Raw genomic sequence first — 20,092 nt, forward strand, 5'->3', positions numbered from 1 at the left:
AGTTAATATCTGGAATTCATCGTTCCCACGTTTTATTCTTCTTCTTCCGTTATCTTACGAGCAAAGTTTTTAATGCCTTTCCAAAGCTTGTTCATTGGAGAGTTTTGTCGTTTTTCTTCTGCAATGCGTCGTTCCTCCTCTTCTTTCGCCAGTCTTTCTGCTTCTTCTTGAGCCTCTTTCTGCTTGCGAAGTCGTTCTTTTTCTTCTTCTGTTTGCACTATACCAGTCCCCGATGTCTCTGTAAAAGATCTGGGTTCTTTGGTTTGAGTGGGAGTAGTAGCAGTGTGTTTGGCATCAGTTGCTTGGAACAAATCGGTATTGATTTCTTCTCCAGCACAGTTGATATCCCCCTTTGCCAACAAACCCAGAATGGTATTCATCGTTGCATCGTGGGCTGTAATCTCGGGTAAATTTGAATTGATTTTTAGATTAACGAACTTGGCAACACGTATTTTCTCCGTTGGCGCCTGATCCGTGAAAGCCTTTTCGATATTTGGCATGTTGGCACCACCACCTGTGAGAATGATTCCGCCAATCAGCTTGTCGGCATATTCGTTAGGAACTTGATAAAAAACGTTTTCGATAATTTCTTGTAGTCGCGACTCAACAATTTCAATAAACTTACGACTTTCAACTTTTCTATCACTGTCGATTGGATATTTCTTGTTCTCGTCAATGTCGCTATTATCCGTATATGCCGAAGCATATTTTAGCTTCATATCTTCTGCCTGACTCTCTTCCATGAGCAAAGAGGTGATGTCTTTTGTGATATTTTCTCCTCCAAGAGGGATAACCGCCAAGTGACGCAGGATATTTTTGTAATAGACAAGAACGGTAGTCGTATCCGCCCCAAGGTCTACTAAGATGCAGCCCGATCGTTTCTCTGTCTCTGTGAGTACAGCATCTGCAAGAGCTAAGGGTGCAAGGTACAGCTCGGCTATCTCCATACCAGCTTTGTTAATGCACTGATTGAGATTCTTATAGAATGTTTTTCGCCACAGAATGTTGAGGAAGTTTCCTTCTAAACGCAAACAAGGAATGCCCACAGGGTCGAGTTGATATAAAGAGTCGACTTTATATTCCTGAGTGACAGCGTCCAAAATCTCTTGATCCGCATAGCTCATACTACGATTGGCGTCCATCAATTCGTTAATCATGTCCTGACTAACGATGGTTTCAGCAGGCAGTGTTTTCACAATAATGTTCTTGACACTGCGTATGCTTTGACCGCCAACACCAACATATACACGGGCAATGTTGGTTTTGAGACTGGTCTCTAACTTCTTAACAATGTTAGTCAAGCACAATACCGTCTTGTCAATGTTGAAGACTACACCCTTGCGTATGCACGAGGTGGAATCCTCTTTGACAACAGCAAGAATTGAAATGCTGCCGTCAGGATTCTTTTTTCCTGCAATACCGGTAATCTTAGAAGATCCCAGTTCTATAGCTACGATAAATTCCTTTGTCATACGTTTTATATCTTTATCAATTCAAATTCGTTATAATATCTTTTTTCAAGCGCCAGTAGACGAACACCTTATGGTTGAGCCTCCCTCTTTTTACAGATAATCTGGTTATCAAATTCCAAGTTGATATACGAGTACTTGTTCCAACCTGCTTGGGAGAGTCCATATTTGTAGAACTTTTCTAAGCGTGTTAACTTTTGCTTGGTAAAGTCTTGTATCAATGCCAATCGTTTTTGCGGATTACTGCTTGTCGGCAAGTATCCGAGATAAACGATATGGTCTCCTACTCTTGGAACCAACTCGACGCCCCGATCTGGCAAGATGTTGATTTGGACAATTTGGTTCTTCCAAAACTCGTCTTGCATGATTGTTTTGCTCAAGGCAGAAACATAATGGGTGGCAAACCATCGATTAATGTACCCTGTGGCGATGATTAAGTCGCTTGTGTAGTTGGAGTTTGGCATAATAGCATCTTGATCATCCAAATAATAGTCATCATTATTTATCGATTTAATGCGTACCACAGGCATTCGCTGTGTGATAGAAATATTGACGTGTCCATTCTGTGTTTTGAAACACTCCGCATTCTTGACGAAAGGACTGGTTTTAAGCATGTCCTCTATCTTGCGAGCATCCACATATTTCATAGGTTTTTCCAGCGGATAAAGACGATGTTTCTCAAGTCGATCTTGTATCTTTGCCGCATTGATAAAACCATTTGCCGTTTCGTCTGCAATATTGATGGTCACCTTGGTACACACGTTTGCTGTTTCATCGGGTTTGTTAAACGCGGTGAATGCAAATACTAAGTATATTCCCAAGATAACATCAAGTACGATTGTCAATATCTTTTTCCAACGTCTCACTTATTTTCAATGATCTTAGTCATTTGTGGTACATAATTGTCGAGGTCGCCTGCGCCCAAGACAACAAGTACATCAAAATCGCGTTTTTTAACCAAATCAATCACATCTTCCTTATGTATCATGCTCTTCTCTTTGCAGGTGAGCTCATTGTAAATAAGCGCTGAGGTAACTCCTGGTATTGGGGCTTCTCGTGCAGGATAGATGTCGCATAAGATAACCTCATCAAGTTGGCTCAGTGCTTCTGCAAATTCTTTATAGAAATCTCGCGTCCTTGTATAAAGATGTGGCTGAAATATCGCTGTGACATGCCGATCGTGATACAACTCACGCAGACTTTTTGCACTTTGATAAATTTCCTTTGGATGGTGTGCATAATCTGAAAGGAAAACATGTCGCTCATTGTTTACCTTGAAATCAAAGCGTCTGTCCACTCCTTTATAAGTTGACATGCCATATCGCAACTCCTCTGCAGTACAACCGTTGAGTTGCGCCATTGCCATTGCAGCGACAGCATTCTCCACATTAATGGGAATAGGATGTCCCAATTCTACTTGGGTAACGTTCTCGATCGGCGAGATAAAGTCGAAGGTGATGGTTCCATTTTCTATTTTGATGTTTTCTGCATGGAAATCACCTCCGTTGAGACTGTACCGAAATACCCTCACCTCATCGTTTACATCCTCTTGCATTTCCAACCCCTCATGAATAATCAAGGCACCTCCAGGCTTTATCAATGTTGTGTAATGCCTAAAACTTTCTAAATATGCCTCTTTGGTTCCATAAATGTCTAAGTGGTCAGGATCTGTCGATGTGATGACACTCATCCAAGGACGAAGCCAGTGAAAGCTACGATCAAACTCGTCGGCTTCAATGACGATGTAATCACTTGTGTCGGAAAGGATGTAGTTGCTGCCGTAGTTCTTGGAGATTCCTCCAAGAAAAGCATTACAATCCACATGACTTTGGTGCATGATGTGTGCGCACATCGTACTGGTTGTTGTCTTGCCATGCGTACCTGCGAAACAAAGTCCTCGATGGGTTCTTGTCAACGAACCCAAGACTTGAGCTCGCTTTAAGACTTCAAAGCCGTTCGACTTGAAGTACTGCAACTCCACATGAGATTCAGGAATGGCAGGGGTATATATAACCATACAAACTTGCGGATTGCGACATGCGTGCGGAATCTCATCGATATTTTCATCATAGTGCAGGAGCATCCCCTCTTGTTCGAGTCGGTGTGTCAGTGCAGAAGGCGTCTTATCGTACCCCGCTACCACCAATCCTTTATGCAGAAAATAGCGTGCGATGGCACTCATTCCTATGCCACCAGCTCCCAAGAAATATACCGATTTGATTTCTTTTATATCCATTTTTTTATTTCCTATAATCTATTATACGTTCAATGCTGTTGACGAGCAGCCAATTTAAGAACCTCTTGCGCAATGATTTCAGCAGAATTTGGTAATGCGAGTTTCAAAATATTTTCGCTGAGGGATGCTAACTTCGCATCATCCTGCACTGTTTTCATTGCCTGCTCGAGCAAAATGTCTTTGGCTTCCACATCCTTTACGTAGATAGCCGCATTTTTATTGACCAGTGCCATTGCGTTTTGTGTTTGATGATCCTCCGCTACATTGGGGCTTGGAACCAAGATGACAGGCTTTCCAATCAGACAAAACTCGCTAATCGAGCTTGCTCCTGCACGACTAATCACCAAATCGGAAGCCTGATAAGCTACCCCCATATCACTGATAAAGTCGGTGACATAAAGGTTGGGCAATGGCTCTTGCGTCTTCAATGCGTTGCAAATATCCTTATAGTAATATTTTCCTGTTTGCCAAATAAATTGAACCTCACTTGTTCGTATCATATCCAAGTGGCTTTGGATGCTTTCATTCAAAGTTCTGGCACCCAAACTTCCACCTACCAAAAGTATCGTCTTTCGCTTCGGGTCTAATCCAAAGGTCTCTTTGGCAGCTTCTTTTGACAACGCTGTCTGCAACACATTCTGCCTTACGGGGTTTCCGGTCATGATGATTTTTTCTGCAGGAAAGAAGCGTTCCATACCCTCGTACGCCACGCAAATCTTGTCTGCTTTCTTACCTAACAGTTTATTGGTGACCCCTGCATACGAGTTTTGCTCTTGTATGAGACAGGGAATATGCAGCTTGGAACACACGTTGAGCGTGGGTCCACTGGCATATCCGCCAACACCAACTGCCACCATTGGTTTGAAATCCTTAATAATGGTTTTAGCCAATCGTTGACTTTTCCATATCTTGACCAACACGGAGAGGTTCTTAAGCAGATGATGCCGATCGAATCCTGCGATAGGCAATCCTTTGATTTCATATCCTGCTTTTGGCACGCGCTCCATTTCCATTCGCCCTTGAGCACCGACAAAAAGAATCTTTGCATCGGGGCGTTCTTTCTTAATGGCATTGGCTATAGAGATAGCGGGAAATATATGTCCTCCCGTTCCACCTCCACTGATGATGATTCTCAAATCACTGTTCATCTTTTATATTTATATGAATAGGCAAAAGTAATCAAAATTTCTTTGATTTTACCATATTCAATGATATTTATCTTATCTTGCGTTTCTTATGCTGAAGCCACTGCGATGCTCATTTCCATGTCTTTATCTTCATCGGTTACTTGTTTTTTCTTCGCCGACCGACTCACACTAAGGATAGCCCCAATATACACACAGTTGATAATTGTTGACGTTCCACCCTTGCTCACTAAGGGAAGCGGCTGCCCAGTAACAGGTGCCAAGCCAACGGCAACGCACATATTGAACAATGCTTGGGTCACCAAAAGCAAAGCCAAGCCCATGGCAAGAAAGGCAGGGAAGTTGTTTTCACAGCGATTGGCTATCTGCCCCGTCCTGAAGAGAAGGATGATATAAAGCATGGCGACAAAGACACCCCCGATAATTCCCATCTCTTCGATGATGATTGCATAGATGAAATCAGAGAAGGCTTGGGATAAAAAATCGCGTTCCACCGAATTTCCTGGACCTTTTCCTATCACATTGGAGGAGACAATGGCAATATTGGCATGCCCAATCTGCCCATCTTTGTCCAAATCGAAATCCTCAGGAGCAATCTCTTTGCCATCAATGAAACGATCGATGCGCGCTTTCCATGTGTCAAAACGGTGAAAGACTTTCGTAAACATCGTCGTTTCTTCTTTTCCCGCCGTATTAGACACTTGTACGACCTGTTGCCCTTGGGCATTTATTTTTTCCCTATCTTGCCCCACTAACATGACGAGTGCGAACACTGTTACAATGAGTAACGTAACGATACCCAACACCTTGCCTAATATTTTGCCAGGCACTCGTCCTATCATCATCATGAGAAAGATAACCAAACATAGCAACATGGCTGTAGAAAGATTTTCCACCATAATGAAGGGTACGATGCAGCCACTGACAATAAGGATGTATTTGAAGGCATTTTTGTCTGCTCCTTGTTCCGTTTGCATGGCACTTAAAATCTGCGCAGTGGCCAAAACCATCGTGCCCTTGGCTATTTCGGACGGTTGAAACTGAATGCCGATGATGCTAATCCAACGTTGGGCACCATTGGTGGACTGTCCTGCTATGAGTACTGTTACCAAGGCAATGATTGAGATTACGAGCAGGAAAGGGGTCACAATCTTGAAATATTTGCATTTAATATTCAGCGTCACGACCATTGCAAACACACCAACGAGCAAGATTCCAGTGTGCTTAACGATAGGAGCCCAGTAATGTCCGCCCTTATAAGTCAGACCTGCGGAGGCAGAATACACTTCGACGATCGAGATGATGCATAAAAAGAAAAAGACCATCCAAATCACCTTGTCTCCCTTAAAGATATTTCCTAATGTTTTATCCATTATAAATTTCTTACCAAAGTCTTAAACTGATTTCCTCTATCTTCCATATTTTTGAACAAGTCGAAGCTGGCACAGCAAGGACTTAGCAATACCGTGTCGCCAGGACGTGCCATCTCATAGCAGGCTTCTACACATTCTTTCATAGAGTGGGTATCACGTACAGGGATGCCCAAGGAGTCGAAATTGTTGTGAAGTTTCGTATTATCTGCGCCTAAATACACTAATCCAACGCATTTCTTTTTTACCAACTCCTTAATAAGTTGGTAGTCATTCCCCTTATCTTTTCCTCCAAGAATTAAGATTGTCGGTGTATTCATGCTCTCTAATGCGTACCAACAAGCATCGACATTTGTGGCTTTCGAATCATTGATATATTCTACACCGCCCACTTTGCACACCTTTTCCAACCGATGTTCCACCCCAGGGAAGTCGCTCAAGCTTTTCCTTATCACATCATTCCGTATTCCAGCAATATCTGTGGCAATACCAGCAGCCAAAGAGTTGTACACGTTATGCTTTCCCGTGAGTGAAAGTGCCTCTTGTTCCATATTGAAAGGGGTGGGCTTTTCGATGGTGTACTGTCCTTCCTCAATATAACCAATCGAACCTTTCTCTTTGAGTTCTGAAAATGGACACTGTACGGCTTTGATATCATACTTTTGCAATTCTCGCTTAATGATAGGGTCATCGTTCCAATAAATGAAGCTATCTTTTTCGGTTTGGTTTTGGATAATGCGCATTTTAGCGTCTACATAGTTTTGCATGCAGTTGTCATAGCGGTCCAAATGGTCGGGAGTGATGTTCAACAAGATTGCAATATCTGCCTTAAACTTGTACATGTTATCCAACTGAAACGAGCTTAATTCTATGATATAGTATTCGTGTGGGTCTTCCGCTACTTGTAAAGCCAAGCTCCGTCCAATGTTGCCAGCTAATCCAGCGTCATATCCAGCTGCTTTGAAGATATGATAAATCAGCGAGGTCGTCGTTGTCTTACCGTTGCTGCCCGTAATGCAAATCATTTTAGAATGCGTATATCGTCCTGCAAACTCTATTTCACTAATGATATTGGTACCCTGCTTCATGAGCTTTTGTATCATAGGGGCTTCCTTCGGAATGCCCGGACTCTTAATCACCTCGTCTGCGTTTAGAATCAAATCGGGTGTATGTTGCTTTTCTTCCCAACGGATGTGGTGTGCATCGAGCATCTTTTTGTATTTGTCTTTAATCTCACCCATGTCAGATACAAATACATCAAAGCCTTCTTTTTGGGCTAATATGGCAGCTCCTACTCCACTCTCTGCTGCACCGAGAATAACGATTCGTTTCATATCTTTTTCCTTTCTATTCTAATCATAGTCACGTATCGACGAAGTTTTACAAGTTGCTAACGAACAATGTTTTATCTTTTAATATTAGTGGATACGTCTTATTGCTTTTTTCACTCAATGACTTCATTTTATTGGAGCTAACCACTATCATTTATCTTATCTTAAGAGTAATAATCGTCATGGCTGCTAATATAATGGTGATAATCCAGAAACGAATGGTAATTTTCGATTCATGGATGGCCGAATGAGGTTTTTTAATGAGGTAATTGCATGCAGGATCCAACTGAGAATCTTGTGTGCGAAAATTGTCATGGATAGGAGTACGCTTGAAAATTCGTCGCTTTATCCCTTTTCTCTTCCCACTCTTGTAGTAATATACTTGAAGCATCACACTCAAACTCTCTACAAAGAAGATACCACAGAGTATAGGAAGTAACAACTCTTTATGAATGATAATGGCAGAGACCGCAATGATACCTCCGATAGTTAGTGAGCCTGTATCGCCCATGAACACCTGCGCAGGGAAAGAGTTGTACCATAAAAAGCCGATGAGCGCACCAACGAAGGCACACATAAAGACCACCAACTCCTGCGAGCCTGGAATATACATAATGTTGAGATAAGCAGCGAATTCAATGTGTGAACTAACATACGCCAAGATTCCCAGCGTAACACCAATGATAGCTGAATTGCCTGCACACATTCCATCCATGCCGTCGTTAAGATTGGCACCGTTAGAAACTGCGGTCACTACGATAATTGTCATGATGACAAACAATATCCATCCTGCCGCAGTTTTGTATTTTCCGCACCAACTCATCACACCCGAATAATCAAGATTATGACCTTTCACGAAAGGGATCGTTGTTTTGAGCGATTTCCGAGCATCTGTTCGATGTTTAATCACCATTTCATGACCTTGCTGTTCGATAGCCAAATTCTCATTGATTTTAACGTCTGGCGAGGACCATAACACCAATCCTACTATCAAACCGATGCCTACTTGCCCAATAATTTTATATTTGCCTTTCAATCCTTCTTTGTTCTTGCGGAAGATTTTGATAAAGTCGTCCATCCCACCAAGAAATCCCAACCAAACGGTAGTAATAATCATCAGAATGAGGTAGATGTTGCGAAGTCGCCCCAACAACAGAACGGGTATGAGTATGGCAGCAATAATGATGACCCCACCCATGGAGGGAACTCCTATTTTGTTAACTCCAAAGGGGTCAATAGAAGCATCACGTTGGGTTTCCGTGATTTGTTTCAGACGAAGATATTTAATGAATTTCTCGCCAAACCATGCTGAGATGACCAACGAAAGAATGAGGGCAAGCAGCGATCTAAAAGAGATATATCCCCATAGATGCGCACCTGAAATGCCGTATTGCTCTAAAAATCTAAATAAATAGTATAACATCCTCTAAGTTTAATAGGGTTGTGGAAACGTATTATGATTGTTTGAAAATTTCTGCCAGCACTTCTTTATCGTCAAAATGATGCTTTACGCCCTTGACTTCTTGATAAGTTTCGTGTCCTTTCCCTGCCACAAGGACAACGTCGTTCTTATCTGCAAGCATGCAGGCGGTGCGTATGGCTTCCCTTCTATCTACAATGCTCAACACCTTTTTCATATCCTGCGCATCCAAACCTGCCAACATATCATTGATAATGTCTTGCGGTTCTTCAAATCGAGGATTGTCACTGGTGATAATCACTTTATCACTTAGCTGTACTGCCTGCTTTGCCATTAACGGACGTTTACCCTTGTCACGATTACCACCAGCCCCACAAACAGTGATAACATGACCTTTGCCGTCTACTTCATGAATGGCAAGGAGTACATTTTTCAATGCATCAGGAGTATGCGCATAGTCCACTACAGCTGTAAATCCTTGTGGGGAATGAAGCGTGTCCATACGTCCGTTGACACTGTGCAGCGTACTCATCGTTATCAGAATTTCTTCTCGTTGTTTACCCAACATGCGTGCTGTAGCGTAAACAGCTAAGAGATTGCTGACGTTAAATTTACCGATGAACTGCACTCCCACTTCCTGACCATCAATCTCTAAGTACATACCTTGAAAATGACATTCGATGATGCGAGCTTTGAAGTCAGCTGCGGTACGGACTGAGTAGGTCTTAACTGTTGCTTTGGTATTTTGCACCATGACCATGCCATTTTTATCGTCTGCGTTTGTAATGGCGAAAGCCGACTTGGGCAGATGGTCAAAGAAAGACTTCTTGGCGTTGCGGTAGTTCTCAAAAGTCTTATGATAATCTAAGTGGTCACGTGTCAAGTTGGTAAAAATACCTCCCGTAAAGTTTAATCCACCAATTCTCTTTTGCGCAATGGCATGTGACGAGCATTCCATGAATACATATTCACAATGCTGCTCTACCATTTTTGCCAACAGTTCATTTAGCTCTATGGGGTCAGGCGTGGTATGGTCGGCAGGTATTTGCTCATCCTCGATATAATTGCACACTGTAGAGAGCAAACCACACCGATGTCCCAACTTACGAAACATATTATATAATAAGGTGGCAATGGTTGTCTTACCATTTGTTCCCGTAACACCAATAAGTTTTAAGTGTTTGGAGGGATCTCCATAAAAACGTGTCGCCACCCTACCGACAGCATCTTCGGTTGATGTGACGACAATGTAGGTAATGCCAGACAACGGTTCTTTCGGCGCTTTTTCGCATAGTACTGCGACAGCTCCTAACTGTATGGCTTTATCAATATATTCGTGTCCATCTACTTGTGTCCCTTTGATAGCTACAAACAGATGACCAGGTTTTATCTTCCGGGAATCAATGTTTACTCCCGATATACTGACATTCGTATCGCCCAAAATGTCAGTGCATTTAATGTCTTTGATTAATTCGTTACAAATCATATATTTGAATTATTGTGCATTAACTTAATGTAAGGAGGCATACTTGTTTTTTCTGAATGCGATGTCCTGGTGGAAGACTTTGTTGAACCACCTTCCCGCGACCGTTGAGACGCACCTTGACACCTCTATTCTCAAGGATGTAGACAGCATCACGCGCACCCATTCCTAAAACATCAGGGATGTACTGATGTGTATACATCTTGGCTTTTTTCAGCTCGACACTCGAATTGTTTTGAATTTCAGCTGTTCCCCAGATTGGATTGCCGTTTGCAAAAGTTCCACTCCAGTTACGGTTGGTGTTGATTCCCAAATGAGTCAACACATAATTGGCAGCAAGCACGTTTCCATTCTTTACCTTTGGAACAAGAATGGAAGTAGAGTCTTTGGCATCTTTCACGTCTAACTTTAAGTCTTGAGCCATAACACCTTCTGCAATGTGATGAAAGACAACACCACTCATTCCACCGCCCGAGGCAGGAAGTCCAGACTTTTGGATGCAGACAATACAACTGTAACGAGGATTGTCAGAAGGGAAATAGCCTGCAAAACTTAAGAGATAGTTGGTTCGTCCAACCTTATAACCGCCCGAACCTTGTGAGATTTGTGCCGTTCCTGTTTTGCCTGAGACTTTGAAAGATGGCGACCCAGCCTTGCGTCCCAAGCCTTGACTCACCACATGCTCTAAGATCGTTTGAATCTCTCCCAGCGTTTTAGGTTTGCAAATCTGTGATCGCAACACCTTTGGAGGAAAATCGATGAGTACTTCACCGTCTTTTACCACCTGTTTGACAAATCTGGGTTGCATCATTTTTCCGTTGTTGGCAATGGCATTATAAAAGGTAAGCGTCGAAATAGGAGGCACTTGAGTTTCGTAACCAATGCTCATCCATGGCAAGGCAGTCTTGCTCCAGTTAATCCATTGTCCACGTTCATTTTTCTTAGGCATACGAATGACCGCAGAGGAAGAGCCTACCAATGGTATGTTAAGGGCGTCTGCTAAACCTGTACGGTAGAGACCTTGCACAAATTTCTCTGGGTTGTCACGATAATGATCGTCAATGATACGACTCACACCAATATTAGAACTATATAAAAGAGTTTGAGGCAAGGTGAGTGTTCCATACCCCCCTCGACGCCAGTTGTGATCTTTCATTTGTCTCCCATACATGGGCCAAACACCTCCAGCTGTTTCTATACGAGCCGTTGTATCCACGACACCATCATCGAGTGCAACCATTATTGAGGCAACTTTGAAAACTGAACCCGGCTCTAATAAATCACTAACCGCATGATTCTTAACTTCACGATATTCGCCATCAAAGCATTTTTCCATGTTTACAATTGCCTTGATGTCACCCGTTTTCACCTCCATGACTAAGGCAACGCCCACATTGCCGTTAATCTGCTTCAACTCATCAATGACAGCCCGCTCGGCTAAATCTTGCATTCCTACGTCAATGGTAGTCACGATATCTGCACCATCAATGGGAGGGGTATCCATGATGTCCAAGAACTTGTTGAGTACTTTGCGACGATGTACGATACCGTTTTTACCACGAAGAATAGAATCATAAGACAACTCCAATCCAAAACGAGCCGTATCCTTTGCACCATACATGGCACCCACCGTACGTCCCGCTAACGAACCGTAAGGACGTTGCCGAGCATTGAATTCCTCATAGTGAAAACCACTCATATATTTGGAGAGATTAAATATGGGCAAAGCCTTGATTTCCGTAAAAGAATTGTAGTCGATACGTTTCTTCCAAATAGGCCAGTGACGACTTTGTTGTTGCCGTCCTGTCTCCAATTCTTTTCTAAAAGCAGAAGCTGGCTTTTCTGGAAATATCTGATGCAGACCTTCACAGATAGAGTCGAGCTTCGCTTCCCAAAGAGAATCGTTTTTCGAGGTGCGGAGACTCTTGAAGTCCATGTACACCTTAAATTCAGGCAACGAACTTGCCATTAGTTCTCCATTACAACTTAAAATGTTTCCTCGCATGGGTTTGATATCTACACTATCGCGCTTTACTCGATCGGCAACCTTTGTCCAATAATCGCGTTTCGCTGTCATAATATAGAGCGTTTTACCCACTACGGCAACAGCTACCAAGGTCAACATAATGGCGATGGCGCTGTAACGAGGCATAATTTTTTTATAATCAAACTTATTCATTGGGCTGGAACTTGAATAATATATGGTGGTTGATTCGCAATCTTTAATACACTGTCTTGATTATTTTTAAGCATATCCAACACGTTGCTTTCCCTGCTTTTCTCGGTAAGCTGACTGCTGCTGGATAAAGCCTTATATCTTGCATCTTTAAGTTCTTTCTGAAGTTTATCAATCTCGATAAGGTTTTGCTGAACACTGTAACGATTAGAGATGTAAATGATGGTAAAGAACGTAATAAGGAGGAAAATCCAAATTTGTTTGCGTACAGTAGACGTAGTTAGAATATCTCCACCAAGAATCTTTCTTAAAGTAAAGTTTCTCGATAAAGGTGCTTCTTCTTCACGCGCTTGCTCTTTGATAACCTCTTTTAAGGTTGGCGCTTCTTCGCTGTCTTTATCTACCGAAGAATCCAATGCTACATCCGCATCTTTGTAAGCGTCTGTGGGAATGGGCTGTATATCTATGTCTTTTTCGTCCGTTGTCATATCTTCTCAGCGATTCTTAGTTTAGCACTTCGGCTACGTGGATTTTCCTGTTGCTCTTGTGGTGTAGGCGTGATAACCTTATTGTTCAAAAGTTTGAAAGTCGTTTCAATTCTTCCGAAGAAGTCTTGCTGCACTTTTCCTTGTACGTTGCCTGTCTTCATGATGTTTTTTACCATGCGATCCTCTAAGGAGTGATAGGTGATAACGACCAATCTCCCACCAGTAGTCAACAACTCTTGAGCACTGTTGAGCAACTCTTTTAATGCCTCCATCTCATGGTTAACTTCGATACGGAGTGCTTGGAATAGCTTCGCAAGTTCTTTCTTCTCACGCTCTTTTCCAAAAACAGCTTCCACTGCTTGTATCAAGTCATGGGTACTTGCAAAGTTCTTTTGACTTCTGGCTTTGACTAATAGCGATGCTATCCTTCGTGCATTTTTAAGTTCTCCATACAAATAGAAAATATCAGCCAACTGTTCTTCATCGTAGGTGTTAACCACATCAGCAGCTGTCAGCGATGCCTTGGTGTTCATGCGCATATCGAGTGGAGCATCAAACCTGAATGAGAAACCCCTATTTTCATCATCGAAATGATGACTCGAAACACCGAGGTCAGCCAATATCCCATCTATCTTTTCTATTTTGTAATACCTCATCCAGTTCTTCAAGTATCTGAAGTTTGAACGAATAAAGGTAAAGTTATCCTGCAACAGCACCTCATGTCCTTCTTGTCGAATGTTTTTTTCCGCATCCAAGTCCTGATCAAAACTGAAAAGATGTCCTTTATCATTGAGTTGAGAAAGTATTTTCATAGAATGCCCCCCTCCACCAAAAGTGGCATCAACATAAATGCCCTCTGGGTGAATGTTCAATCCCTCAATACTTTGTTCTAAAAGAACGGGGACATGGTAACTTCCTGCTGTCTTTATCATCATTTTGAAGAATTGATTGTCGTCTTTTCTGTCGCTGAATTCATCAGGTGCTGCAACGCCTCTCCAAACTCCTGTGAGTCCATGAAAGGCTCTTTGACACGCTCATTGCACCACACTTCTATGGTGTCGTCCATTCCAATAAATCTGACTGATTGCTCAATATGAGCCAACATTTGATATCTTTTGGGGATGAGAAAGCGACCATTTCCATCTAAGGTCAACAATTCTGCATCTGACACAAATTGTCGAAAGATTTGTTGTTCTGCCGCATTCCACCGAGATAGTTTTGCACGCAAGTTATCTAATTGCTCATTCCAAACGCTTTCGGGATAGAGCGTGAGGCAAGATTGAAATACATCTTTGCGCAACACCAACACTTCTTCGCCAGATGCTTGTAGCACCTTGCGGAATGTGGCTGGGAGAAAGACTCTACCCTTGGCATCAACCTTGGCTTCTATATTTCCTAAAAAACGCATGTGTACCTATTTTATAAGCAAAAATTTATTTGCTGTCAAAGATACATAAAATTCCCCACATTTCCCCACTTTTATACTTAAAATCTATATTTCAATAAAAATTTGCAATATTTAACGGTTCAACTCCTGTGTGTTCTACCTCCTCGAATGAAATAATTACCCTTGAAAAAAAAAATTTAATGATATCCGACTTGTCATGAACCCACTTTTGAGCTTGTAGAATGATACGCCTTGCTGCAATGAAGTAACAGTTGAGATAATTTTTGAACAATTTTGCATAAAGAAGCGGTATATTACAAAAACTTATGTTACATTTGCAATCTATAAGTTTTATTGTTTCAATGCACGAAGAAATAGAGAAAACCATAGATATTGATGAAATCTTGAAAAATAAATTGGGGGACAAGGTCAACTATCTCCCCCATTTTGTTGCGTCATGGCTCAAAAAAATTACTCATCAAGACGAAATCAATGTCTTTCTTTGGAATCATCGACATCTAACAGGAACAGAATGGTTGGAAGCCTGTATCGATTTCTTGGATGTCACCTTGGAGATACAAGGCGAAGAAAACCTGCCTGATCCGCACAATGGAAAACTTTATACCTTTGTGTCCAACCACCCCTTGGGAGGTGCAGACGGTGTGGCGTTAGGTGCTATTATTGGGCGACATTATGGCAACCTGTTCCGTTATCTGCTCAACGACTTGCTTCTCAATCTTCCTGCATTAAAGCCTGTGAGCATCGGTATCAACAAAACAGGCAAGCAAGGAAGGAACTTTCCTGCCATGGTAGAGGAAGGATTTCAGAGTGACAACCACATCATCATGTTTCCAGCAGGACTCTGTTCACGAAAAATAAATGGTCAAATTCGTGATATTCCATGGAAGAAAACTTTTATTTCCAAAAGCGTGGAGCATCATCGGGATGTCGTGCCCATTCACTTCGATGGTCGAAATTCTGACAAATTCTATCTTATAGCTCATCTCTGTAAAGTTTTTCGCCTAAAGGTTAACCTGGCGATGCTGTTCCTTGTAGATGAGATGTTCAAGAATAAACATCAAACTTTCCATGTGAAAATTGGAAAACCTATACCTTGGCAGACTTTTGACAAGTCTAAGACACCCATAGAATGGGCGCAATATGTTCAAAACATTGTTTACCAATTATAGCCCGCAAAGGATGAAATAAAGAAATATAAATATCAATCAGACGTAGAAAGATGAGCGTTGACCCTTACCCAGCCACCAGTAAATCTATTCTTTCTCACCAATCCTCGAAAAGAACCATGCAGCAAGAGATTATTGACCCCATAGATAAAGAGCTTTTGAAAACGGAATTAACGCCTGACAAGCGTCTAAGGATGACCAATAAAAGTCATAATAAGATTTTCGTCATCACAGCTCACAACGCCCCTCACGTAATGAAAGAAATAGGGCGTTTGCGCGAAATTGCTTTCCGTACGGCTGGAGGAGGAACAGGAAAGTCAATGGATATCGACGAATACGACACCTGCGAAAACTGTTATAAACAACTCATTGTCTGGAATCCTGATGCAGATGAAATTATTGGGGGGTATCGCTATCTGTGTGGTGAAGATTGGGAACTTGACGAAGATGGGCAACCTAAATTAGCAACGAGTCATCTCTTCCATTTTTCTGAAAAGTTTTTGAAAGACTACATGCCCTACACCGTGGAGTTAGGACGCTCGTTTGTCAGTTTAGAATATCAAAATGTGCGTAGAAACACCAAGAGTATTTTTGCCTTGGACAACTTGTGGGACGGCTTAGGGGCATTGACGGTGCTCAACCCCAAACTCAAATATTTCTTTGGAAAGATGACCATGTATCCGTCGTACATTCGTAAAGGGCGGGATATGATACTTTACTTTTTGGAAAAACATTTTGGAGATCACGAGCATTTGATTGTTCCCATGCGACCTTTGAAGATAGAAGCGAATCCGCAGGAGTTAGACGCATTGTTCTGTGGGAATGATTTTAAAGCCAATTATCGAATACTAAATCGAGAAATCCGTCAGTTAGGCTATAACATTCCGCCATTAGTCAATGCCTATATGGGCTTGAGTCCTACCATGAAACTTTTTGGTACAGCTATCAATGATGGATTTGGCGACGTGGAAGAGACAGGCATCTTAATAGCCGTGGATGAAATATTGGAAGAAAAAAGAGTAAGACACATCGAGAGCTTTATCAAGGAACACCGCGAATCGCTCGAAATCACATCAGGCGCGAACAAGGTCATTTACAAAGATAAATAAAACTTGTTCTGCTAATTCTGACAGACGTTGGGAGAACGCAAAAACTGACAAGCGTTGATTCCTCCAATAAGGTCATGCGCCCCACAGGTTCTTTCACCTTCGCTTTTGGAAAGGAAACGTTAAATTTTATACTGAATATAAATCTATTATTAAATAATAAAACAAATGAATATGAGAAAAATTTCGATGATGCTATTAGCATTCGTTGGCATGTTGGGAATGGTGTCGTGTACGAATACTGAAAGTGCATCCAAAGAAGACTTTACTACTTATGTAGAGCCTCGCATAGGAACGGCTCATTGTCGCTATTTCCACATGGCACCGGGTGCCTTGCCTTTTGGTATGGCAAAGCCTGGACCGTCTACCAATGGTCATTATGGTAACAAGTCGGGCTGGGAGGCTACTGGGTATGATTATCGTGACAAGAGTATTGAGGGATTTCCTTGTTTGCATGAATTTCAGATTGGTGGCATCACGCTGATGCCTACCGTGGGACAGCTTTTCACTGTACCAGGCGATACCGCCATGACGGGTGAGCGCAAAGGCTATCGCTCTACGTTCTCCCACGATGATGAGGTGGCAACAGCAGGTTATTACTCTGTATTGTTGAAAGACTACAACGTCACAGCAGAGGTTACTGCCACCACACGTGTGGCATTTCAGCGTTACACTTTCCCTGAAAGTAAAGAGAGTCGAATATTGTTCGACATCGGCAATCGACAAGGCGAGAGTGGCGCCGTAAAGGATGCCAAGGTTGAAATCAAAGATAATGGAACGGTCGTAGAAGGCTGGGTGATTACCTTGCCCGAATACGTGAAGAAATATCAGCCGGGGGCTGAGGTTCCTCTGTATTTCTATGCGGTCATCGACAAGAAACCTACCGCTGTGGGAACTTTCAACGGCGAAAAGGTAAAGAAAGACTCACTGACTGCTAACGGACTTGGTGCGGGTGCGTACCTTACTTTCGAGACTTCTAATCAGGAAAAGATTACCGTGAAAGTAGGTGTCTCCTACACTTCTGTAGAAAATGCGCGCTTGAATTTGGAAACAGAGGCAAAGGACATGGCTTTTGATGAAGCCAAGAAACAGTCGCACGACACTTGGAACGAGCATTTGAGTCGCATCGCAGTAGAAACAGAGAACAAAGACGACAAGGTGAAATTCTACACAGGATTGTATCACGCCATCTTGGGTCGTGGTATTGCCAGCGATGTCAATGGTGCCTATCCTAAACACGACGGTACGATAGGACAGATTGAAACGAAAGACGGAAAGCCAGCTTTCAACCTCTATAACACTGACGCCATGTGGGGAGCACAATGGAATCTCAACCAAGTATGGATTATGGCTTACCCAGAACACATGTCAGACTTTATCAGCAGTCACCTGCAGGTGTTCAAAGACAGTGGTTGGTTGGGCGATGGCTTAGCCAACAGTCGCTATGTATCGGGTGTGGGAACCAACCAACTCAGTTTGATGATTGCAGCAGCTTATGCTTGTGGCATTCGTGATTTTGATGTCAACTTGGCTTACGAGGCTTGCCGAAAGAACGAACTGGATGGCGAGAACCGCCCATTTGGTGCAGGAAAGACCGATACCAAACTCTTTGTAGAACACGGCTATGTGCCTCATCAAGACACAGGTGAGGGGGCTGATGAAATGTTTATGTTCTCAGCATCGCACACTTTAGAGTATGCGTTTAGTGCATGGGCAACGGCACAAATGGCAAAGGCGTTGGGGAAAACCGACGATTACAACCAGCTCATGTCGCTGTCGAAAGGTTGGGAGCGAATTTATGACAAAGAAACCAACTTCGTACGTCCAAAGAAAGCGGATGGAAAGTTTATCGACAACTTCAACCCAATGCAGGTATGGCGCGGTTTCCAAGAGGGTAATGCATGGCAATATACCTTCTATGTGCCTCACGATGCCAAGGCTTTGGCGGATAAAGTGGGGACGGAAGTTTTCACCAACCGCTTGGACAGCATCTTCACCCAGTCGCAAAAACTAATCTTTAGTGGCGGTACAGAGGTAGGAGCATTCGCTGGTTTGGAGACACTATACAACCAAGGTAACCAGCCTTGTCTACACATTTCATGGATGTTCAACGAAGCAGGCAAACCGTCGCACACGCAAAAATGGGTTCGTGCCATTTTGAACGAGTTCTATGGCACCGACGGCATCCACGGTTACGGCTACGGTCAGGATGAAGACCAAGGACAGCTGGGCGCATGGTTCGTACAATCTTCCATCGGTATGTTCGACGTGAAAGGCTTGACGGCACAAGAGCCAGCCTTTGGATTAGGTAGTCCTCTGTTCAACAAAATCACCATTCGTCTAAACAAGGATTATTATCCTGGCAAACAATTCGTTATTCAGGTGAAGGACAACAGCAAGGACAATATCTACGTGCAAGAGTACAAACTCAATGGAGATGTGCTGAACAGTACCTACCTGCCTTTTGCTACCTTTGCCAAAGGTGGAAAGTTAGAGGTGACAATGGGTAACACGCCCAAGGATAAATACTAAGAAATGTAAATATATTTCATATTTTATTTGGAAGTATAAATAACCTCCAAAATCTCAAGAAAACGTGCATAACTACTCAAAATTTGACAGTTATGCACGTTTTCTTTTCTCTTCATAACTTCCTTATATTCAAAGTTTTAGTTATCCCTCTTAGCAACGTTGGCATCGTTCACATATCATAGCGTTATTAACTCATGGAGATAAGCGGCTTATCTCCGTAACTTTGTTGCCTTATCTCCATGGGTTAGTCGCCTTATCTCCATGAGTTAAGAAAAGCACCTAAATGACGCAAGGCAAATGAAAGCAAATTGTCAAGATTTTTACCAATTCTTCTTTGTGACATAGACGAAAATGAGATGACTACTATTTGGCTTTTTAGGATGCTCGTTGTCCACATTTAATAACCGACACCTATTTTCATTCCGTGGTTGGGTGGTGACTATCGGAAAACAATTGATTTCTACAACGCTAAACGTCCGCACATGAGCATAGGAATGAAAATTCACATCACCATCCATTTAAGCAAAGCGTTTGGATGTAACCCCTTTGGAAAAAGAAGAAAAATAGTTGTATATCTGTTTAATATTAGCTATCTTTGACACGCTAAAAACAGATGAACGATGTTTACGGGTTCACTTACCCACAAATTTACTTACGGCTGGTTCTATAAATTACCACCGCACATAGTCATTAAATGTTTATGAAACACGTTTTGTTATCTTTTGGCTTCTTTTTGGTTCAAAATGTAAGTTCGTTCAGTCG

The 20,092-nt window shown here is 42.3% G+C and carries 15 protein-coding genes; 3 read left to right on the top strand and 12 right to left on the bottom strand.

Annotation, left to right across the window (positions count from 1 at the left end; translation table 11 throughout):
• Positions 1-32: 32 nt before the first annotated feature.
• The 12 genes from ftsA to mraZ form a co-directional block, all read right to left on the bottom strand.
• Positions 33-1,472: a cell division protein FtsA gene (gene ftsA / locus HMPREF9304_RS06315; RefSeq protein ID WP_036927514.1), complete on the bottom strand. Its 1,440-nt coding sequence runs from the start codon at positions 1,470-1,472 to the stop codon at positions 33-35.
• 68 nt (positions 1,473-1,540) lie between these two features.
• A complete protein-coding gene (locus HMPREF9304_RS06320) occupies positions 1,541-2,335 on the bottom strand; it encodes a cell division protein FtsQ/DivIB (protein WP_036927515.1) in 795 nt (264 codons plus the stop codon).
• On the bottom strand, positions 2,332-3,705 hold the full coding sequence (gene murC, locus HMPREF9304_RS06325) for a UDP-N-acetylmuramate--L-alanine ligase (protein WP_036927516.1): 1,374 nt from the start codon (positions 3,703-3,705) through the stop codon (positions 2,332-2,334). The genes HMPREF9304_RS06320 and murC overlap by 4 nt, the downstream gene beginning before the upstream one ends.
• Positions 3,706-3,734: 29 nt before the next feature.
• On the bottom strand, positions 3,735-4,853 hold the full coding sequence (gene murG, locus HMPREF9304_RS06330; protein ID WP_036927517.1) for an undecaprenyldiphospho-muramoylpentapeptide beta-N-acetylglucosaminyltransferase: 1,119 nt from the start codon (positions 4,851-4,853) through the stop codon (positions 3,735-3,737).
• Between the two features lie 86 nt (positions 4,854-4,939).
• Positions 4,940-6,223 (bottom strand): FtsW/RodA/SpoVE family cell cycle protein, encoded by a 1,284-nt coding sequence (locus HMPREF9304_RS06335; protein WP_036927520.1) that lies wholly within the window; start codon positions 6,221-6,223, stop codon positions 4,940-4,942.
• A complete protein-coding gene (murD, locus tag HMPREF9304_RS06340) occupies positions 6,223-7,554 on the bottom strand; it encodes a UDP-N-acetylmuramoyl-L-alanine--D-glutamate ligase (protein ID WP_036927523.1) in 1,332 nt (443 codons plus the stop codon). The genes HMPREF9304_RS06335 and murD overlap by 1 nt, the downstream gene beginning before the upstream one ends.
• A gap of 151 nt (positions 7,555-7,705) precedes the next feature.
• On the bottom strand, positions 7,706-8,974 hold the full coding sequence (locus HMPREF9304_RS06345; protein WP_036927525.1) for a phospho-N-acetylmuramoyl-pentapeptide-transferase: 1,269 nt from the start codon (positions 8,972-8,974) through the stop codon (positions 7,706-7,708).
• A 31-nt stretch (positions 8,975-9,005) separates the two neighbouring features.
• Complete coding sequence (locus tag HMPREF9304_RS06350) at positions 9,006-10,457, bottom strand: UDP-N-acetylmuramoyl-L-alanyl-D-glutamate--2,6-diaminopimelate ligase (protein WP_036927528.1); 1,452 nt, start codon at positions 10,455-10,457, stop codon at positions 9,006-9,008.
• A 19-nt stretch (positions 10,458-10,476) separates the two neighbouring features.
• The gene (locus tag HMPREF9304_RS06355) at positions 10,477-12,633 is read right to left on the bottom strand and encodes a PASTA domain-containing penicillin-binding protein (protein WP_008123860.1); all 2,157 of its coding nucleotides are present in this window, start codon (positions 12,631-12,633) and stop codon (positions 10,477-10,479) included.
• Positions 12,630-13,118: an FtsL-like putative cell division protein gene (locus HMPREF9304_RS06360; RefSeq protein WP_036927529.1), complete on the bottom strand. Its 489-nt coding sequence runs from the start codon at positions 13,116-13,118 to the stop codon at positions 12,630-12,632. The genes HMPREF9304_RS06355 and HMPREF9304_RS06360 overlap by 4 nt, the downstream gene beginning before the upstream one ends.
• The gene (gene rsmH / locus HMPREF9304_RS06365; protein WP_036927540.1) at positions 13,115-14,050 is read right to left on the bottom strand and encodes a 16S rRNA (cytosine(1402)-N(4))-methyltransferase RsmH; all 936 of its coding nucleotides are present in this window, start codon (positions 14,048-14,050) and stop codon (positions 13,115-13,117) included. Before rsmH ends, HMPREF9304_RS06360 begins: the two co-directional genes overlap by 4 nt.
• A complete protein-coding gene (gene mraZ, locus HMPREF9304_RS06370; RefSeq protein WP_036927530.1) occupies positions 14,050-14,526 on the bottom strand; it encodes a division/cell wall cluster transcriptional repressor MraZ in 477 nt (158 codons plus the stop codon). The genes rsmH and mraZ overlap by 1 nt, the downstream gene beginning before the upstream one ends.
• 341 nt (positions 14,527-14,867) lie before the next feature.
• Between mraZ and glsA the strand changes: the two genes are divergently transcribed.
• The 3 genes from glsA (at position 14,868) to HMPREF9304_RS06390 (ending at position 19,330) form a co-directional block, all read left to right on the top strand.
• Positions 14,868-15,695, top strand: coding sequence for a lyso-glycine lipid O-acyltransferase GlsA (glsA, locus tag HMPREF9304_RS06380; protein WP_036927533.1), 828 nt, complete (start codon positions 14,868-14,870; stop codon positions 15,693-15,695).
• A 116-nt stretch (positions 15,696-15,811) separates the two neighbouring features.
• Complete coding sequence (glsB, locus tag HMPREF9304_RS06385) at positions 15,812-16,801, top strand: glycine N(alpha)-acyltransferase GlsB (RefSeq protein ID WP_036927534.1); 990 nt, start codon at positions 15,812-15,814, stop codon at positions 16,799-16,801.
• Between the two features lie 171 nt (positions 16,802-16,972).
• Complete coding sequence (locus HMPREF9304_RS06390) at positions 16,973-19,330, top strand: GH92 family glycosyl hydrolase (RefSeq protein WP_036927541.1); 2,358 nt, start codon at positions 16,973-16,975, stop codon at positions 19,328-19,330.
• Positions 19,331-20,092: the final 762 nt, after the last annotated feature.

Origin of the sequence: Hoylesella timonensis S9-PR14 (assembly GCF_000762405.1) — a bacterium.
In the GTDB taxonomy this organism is placed as follows: domain Bacteria; phylum Bacteroidota; class Bacteroidia; order Bacteroidales; family Bacteroidaceae; genus Prevotella; species Prevotella timonensis_A.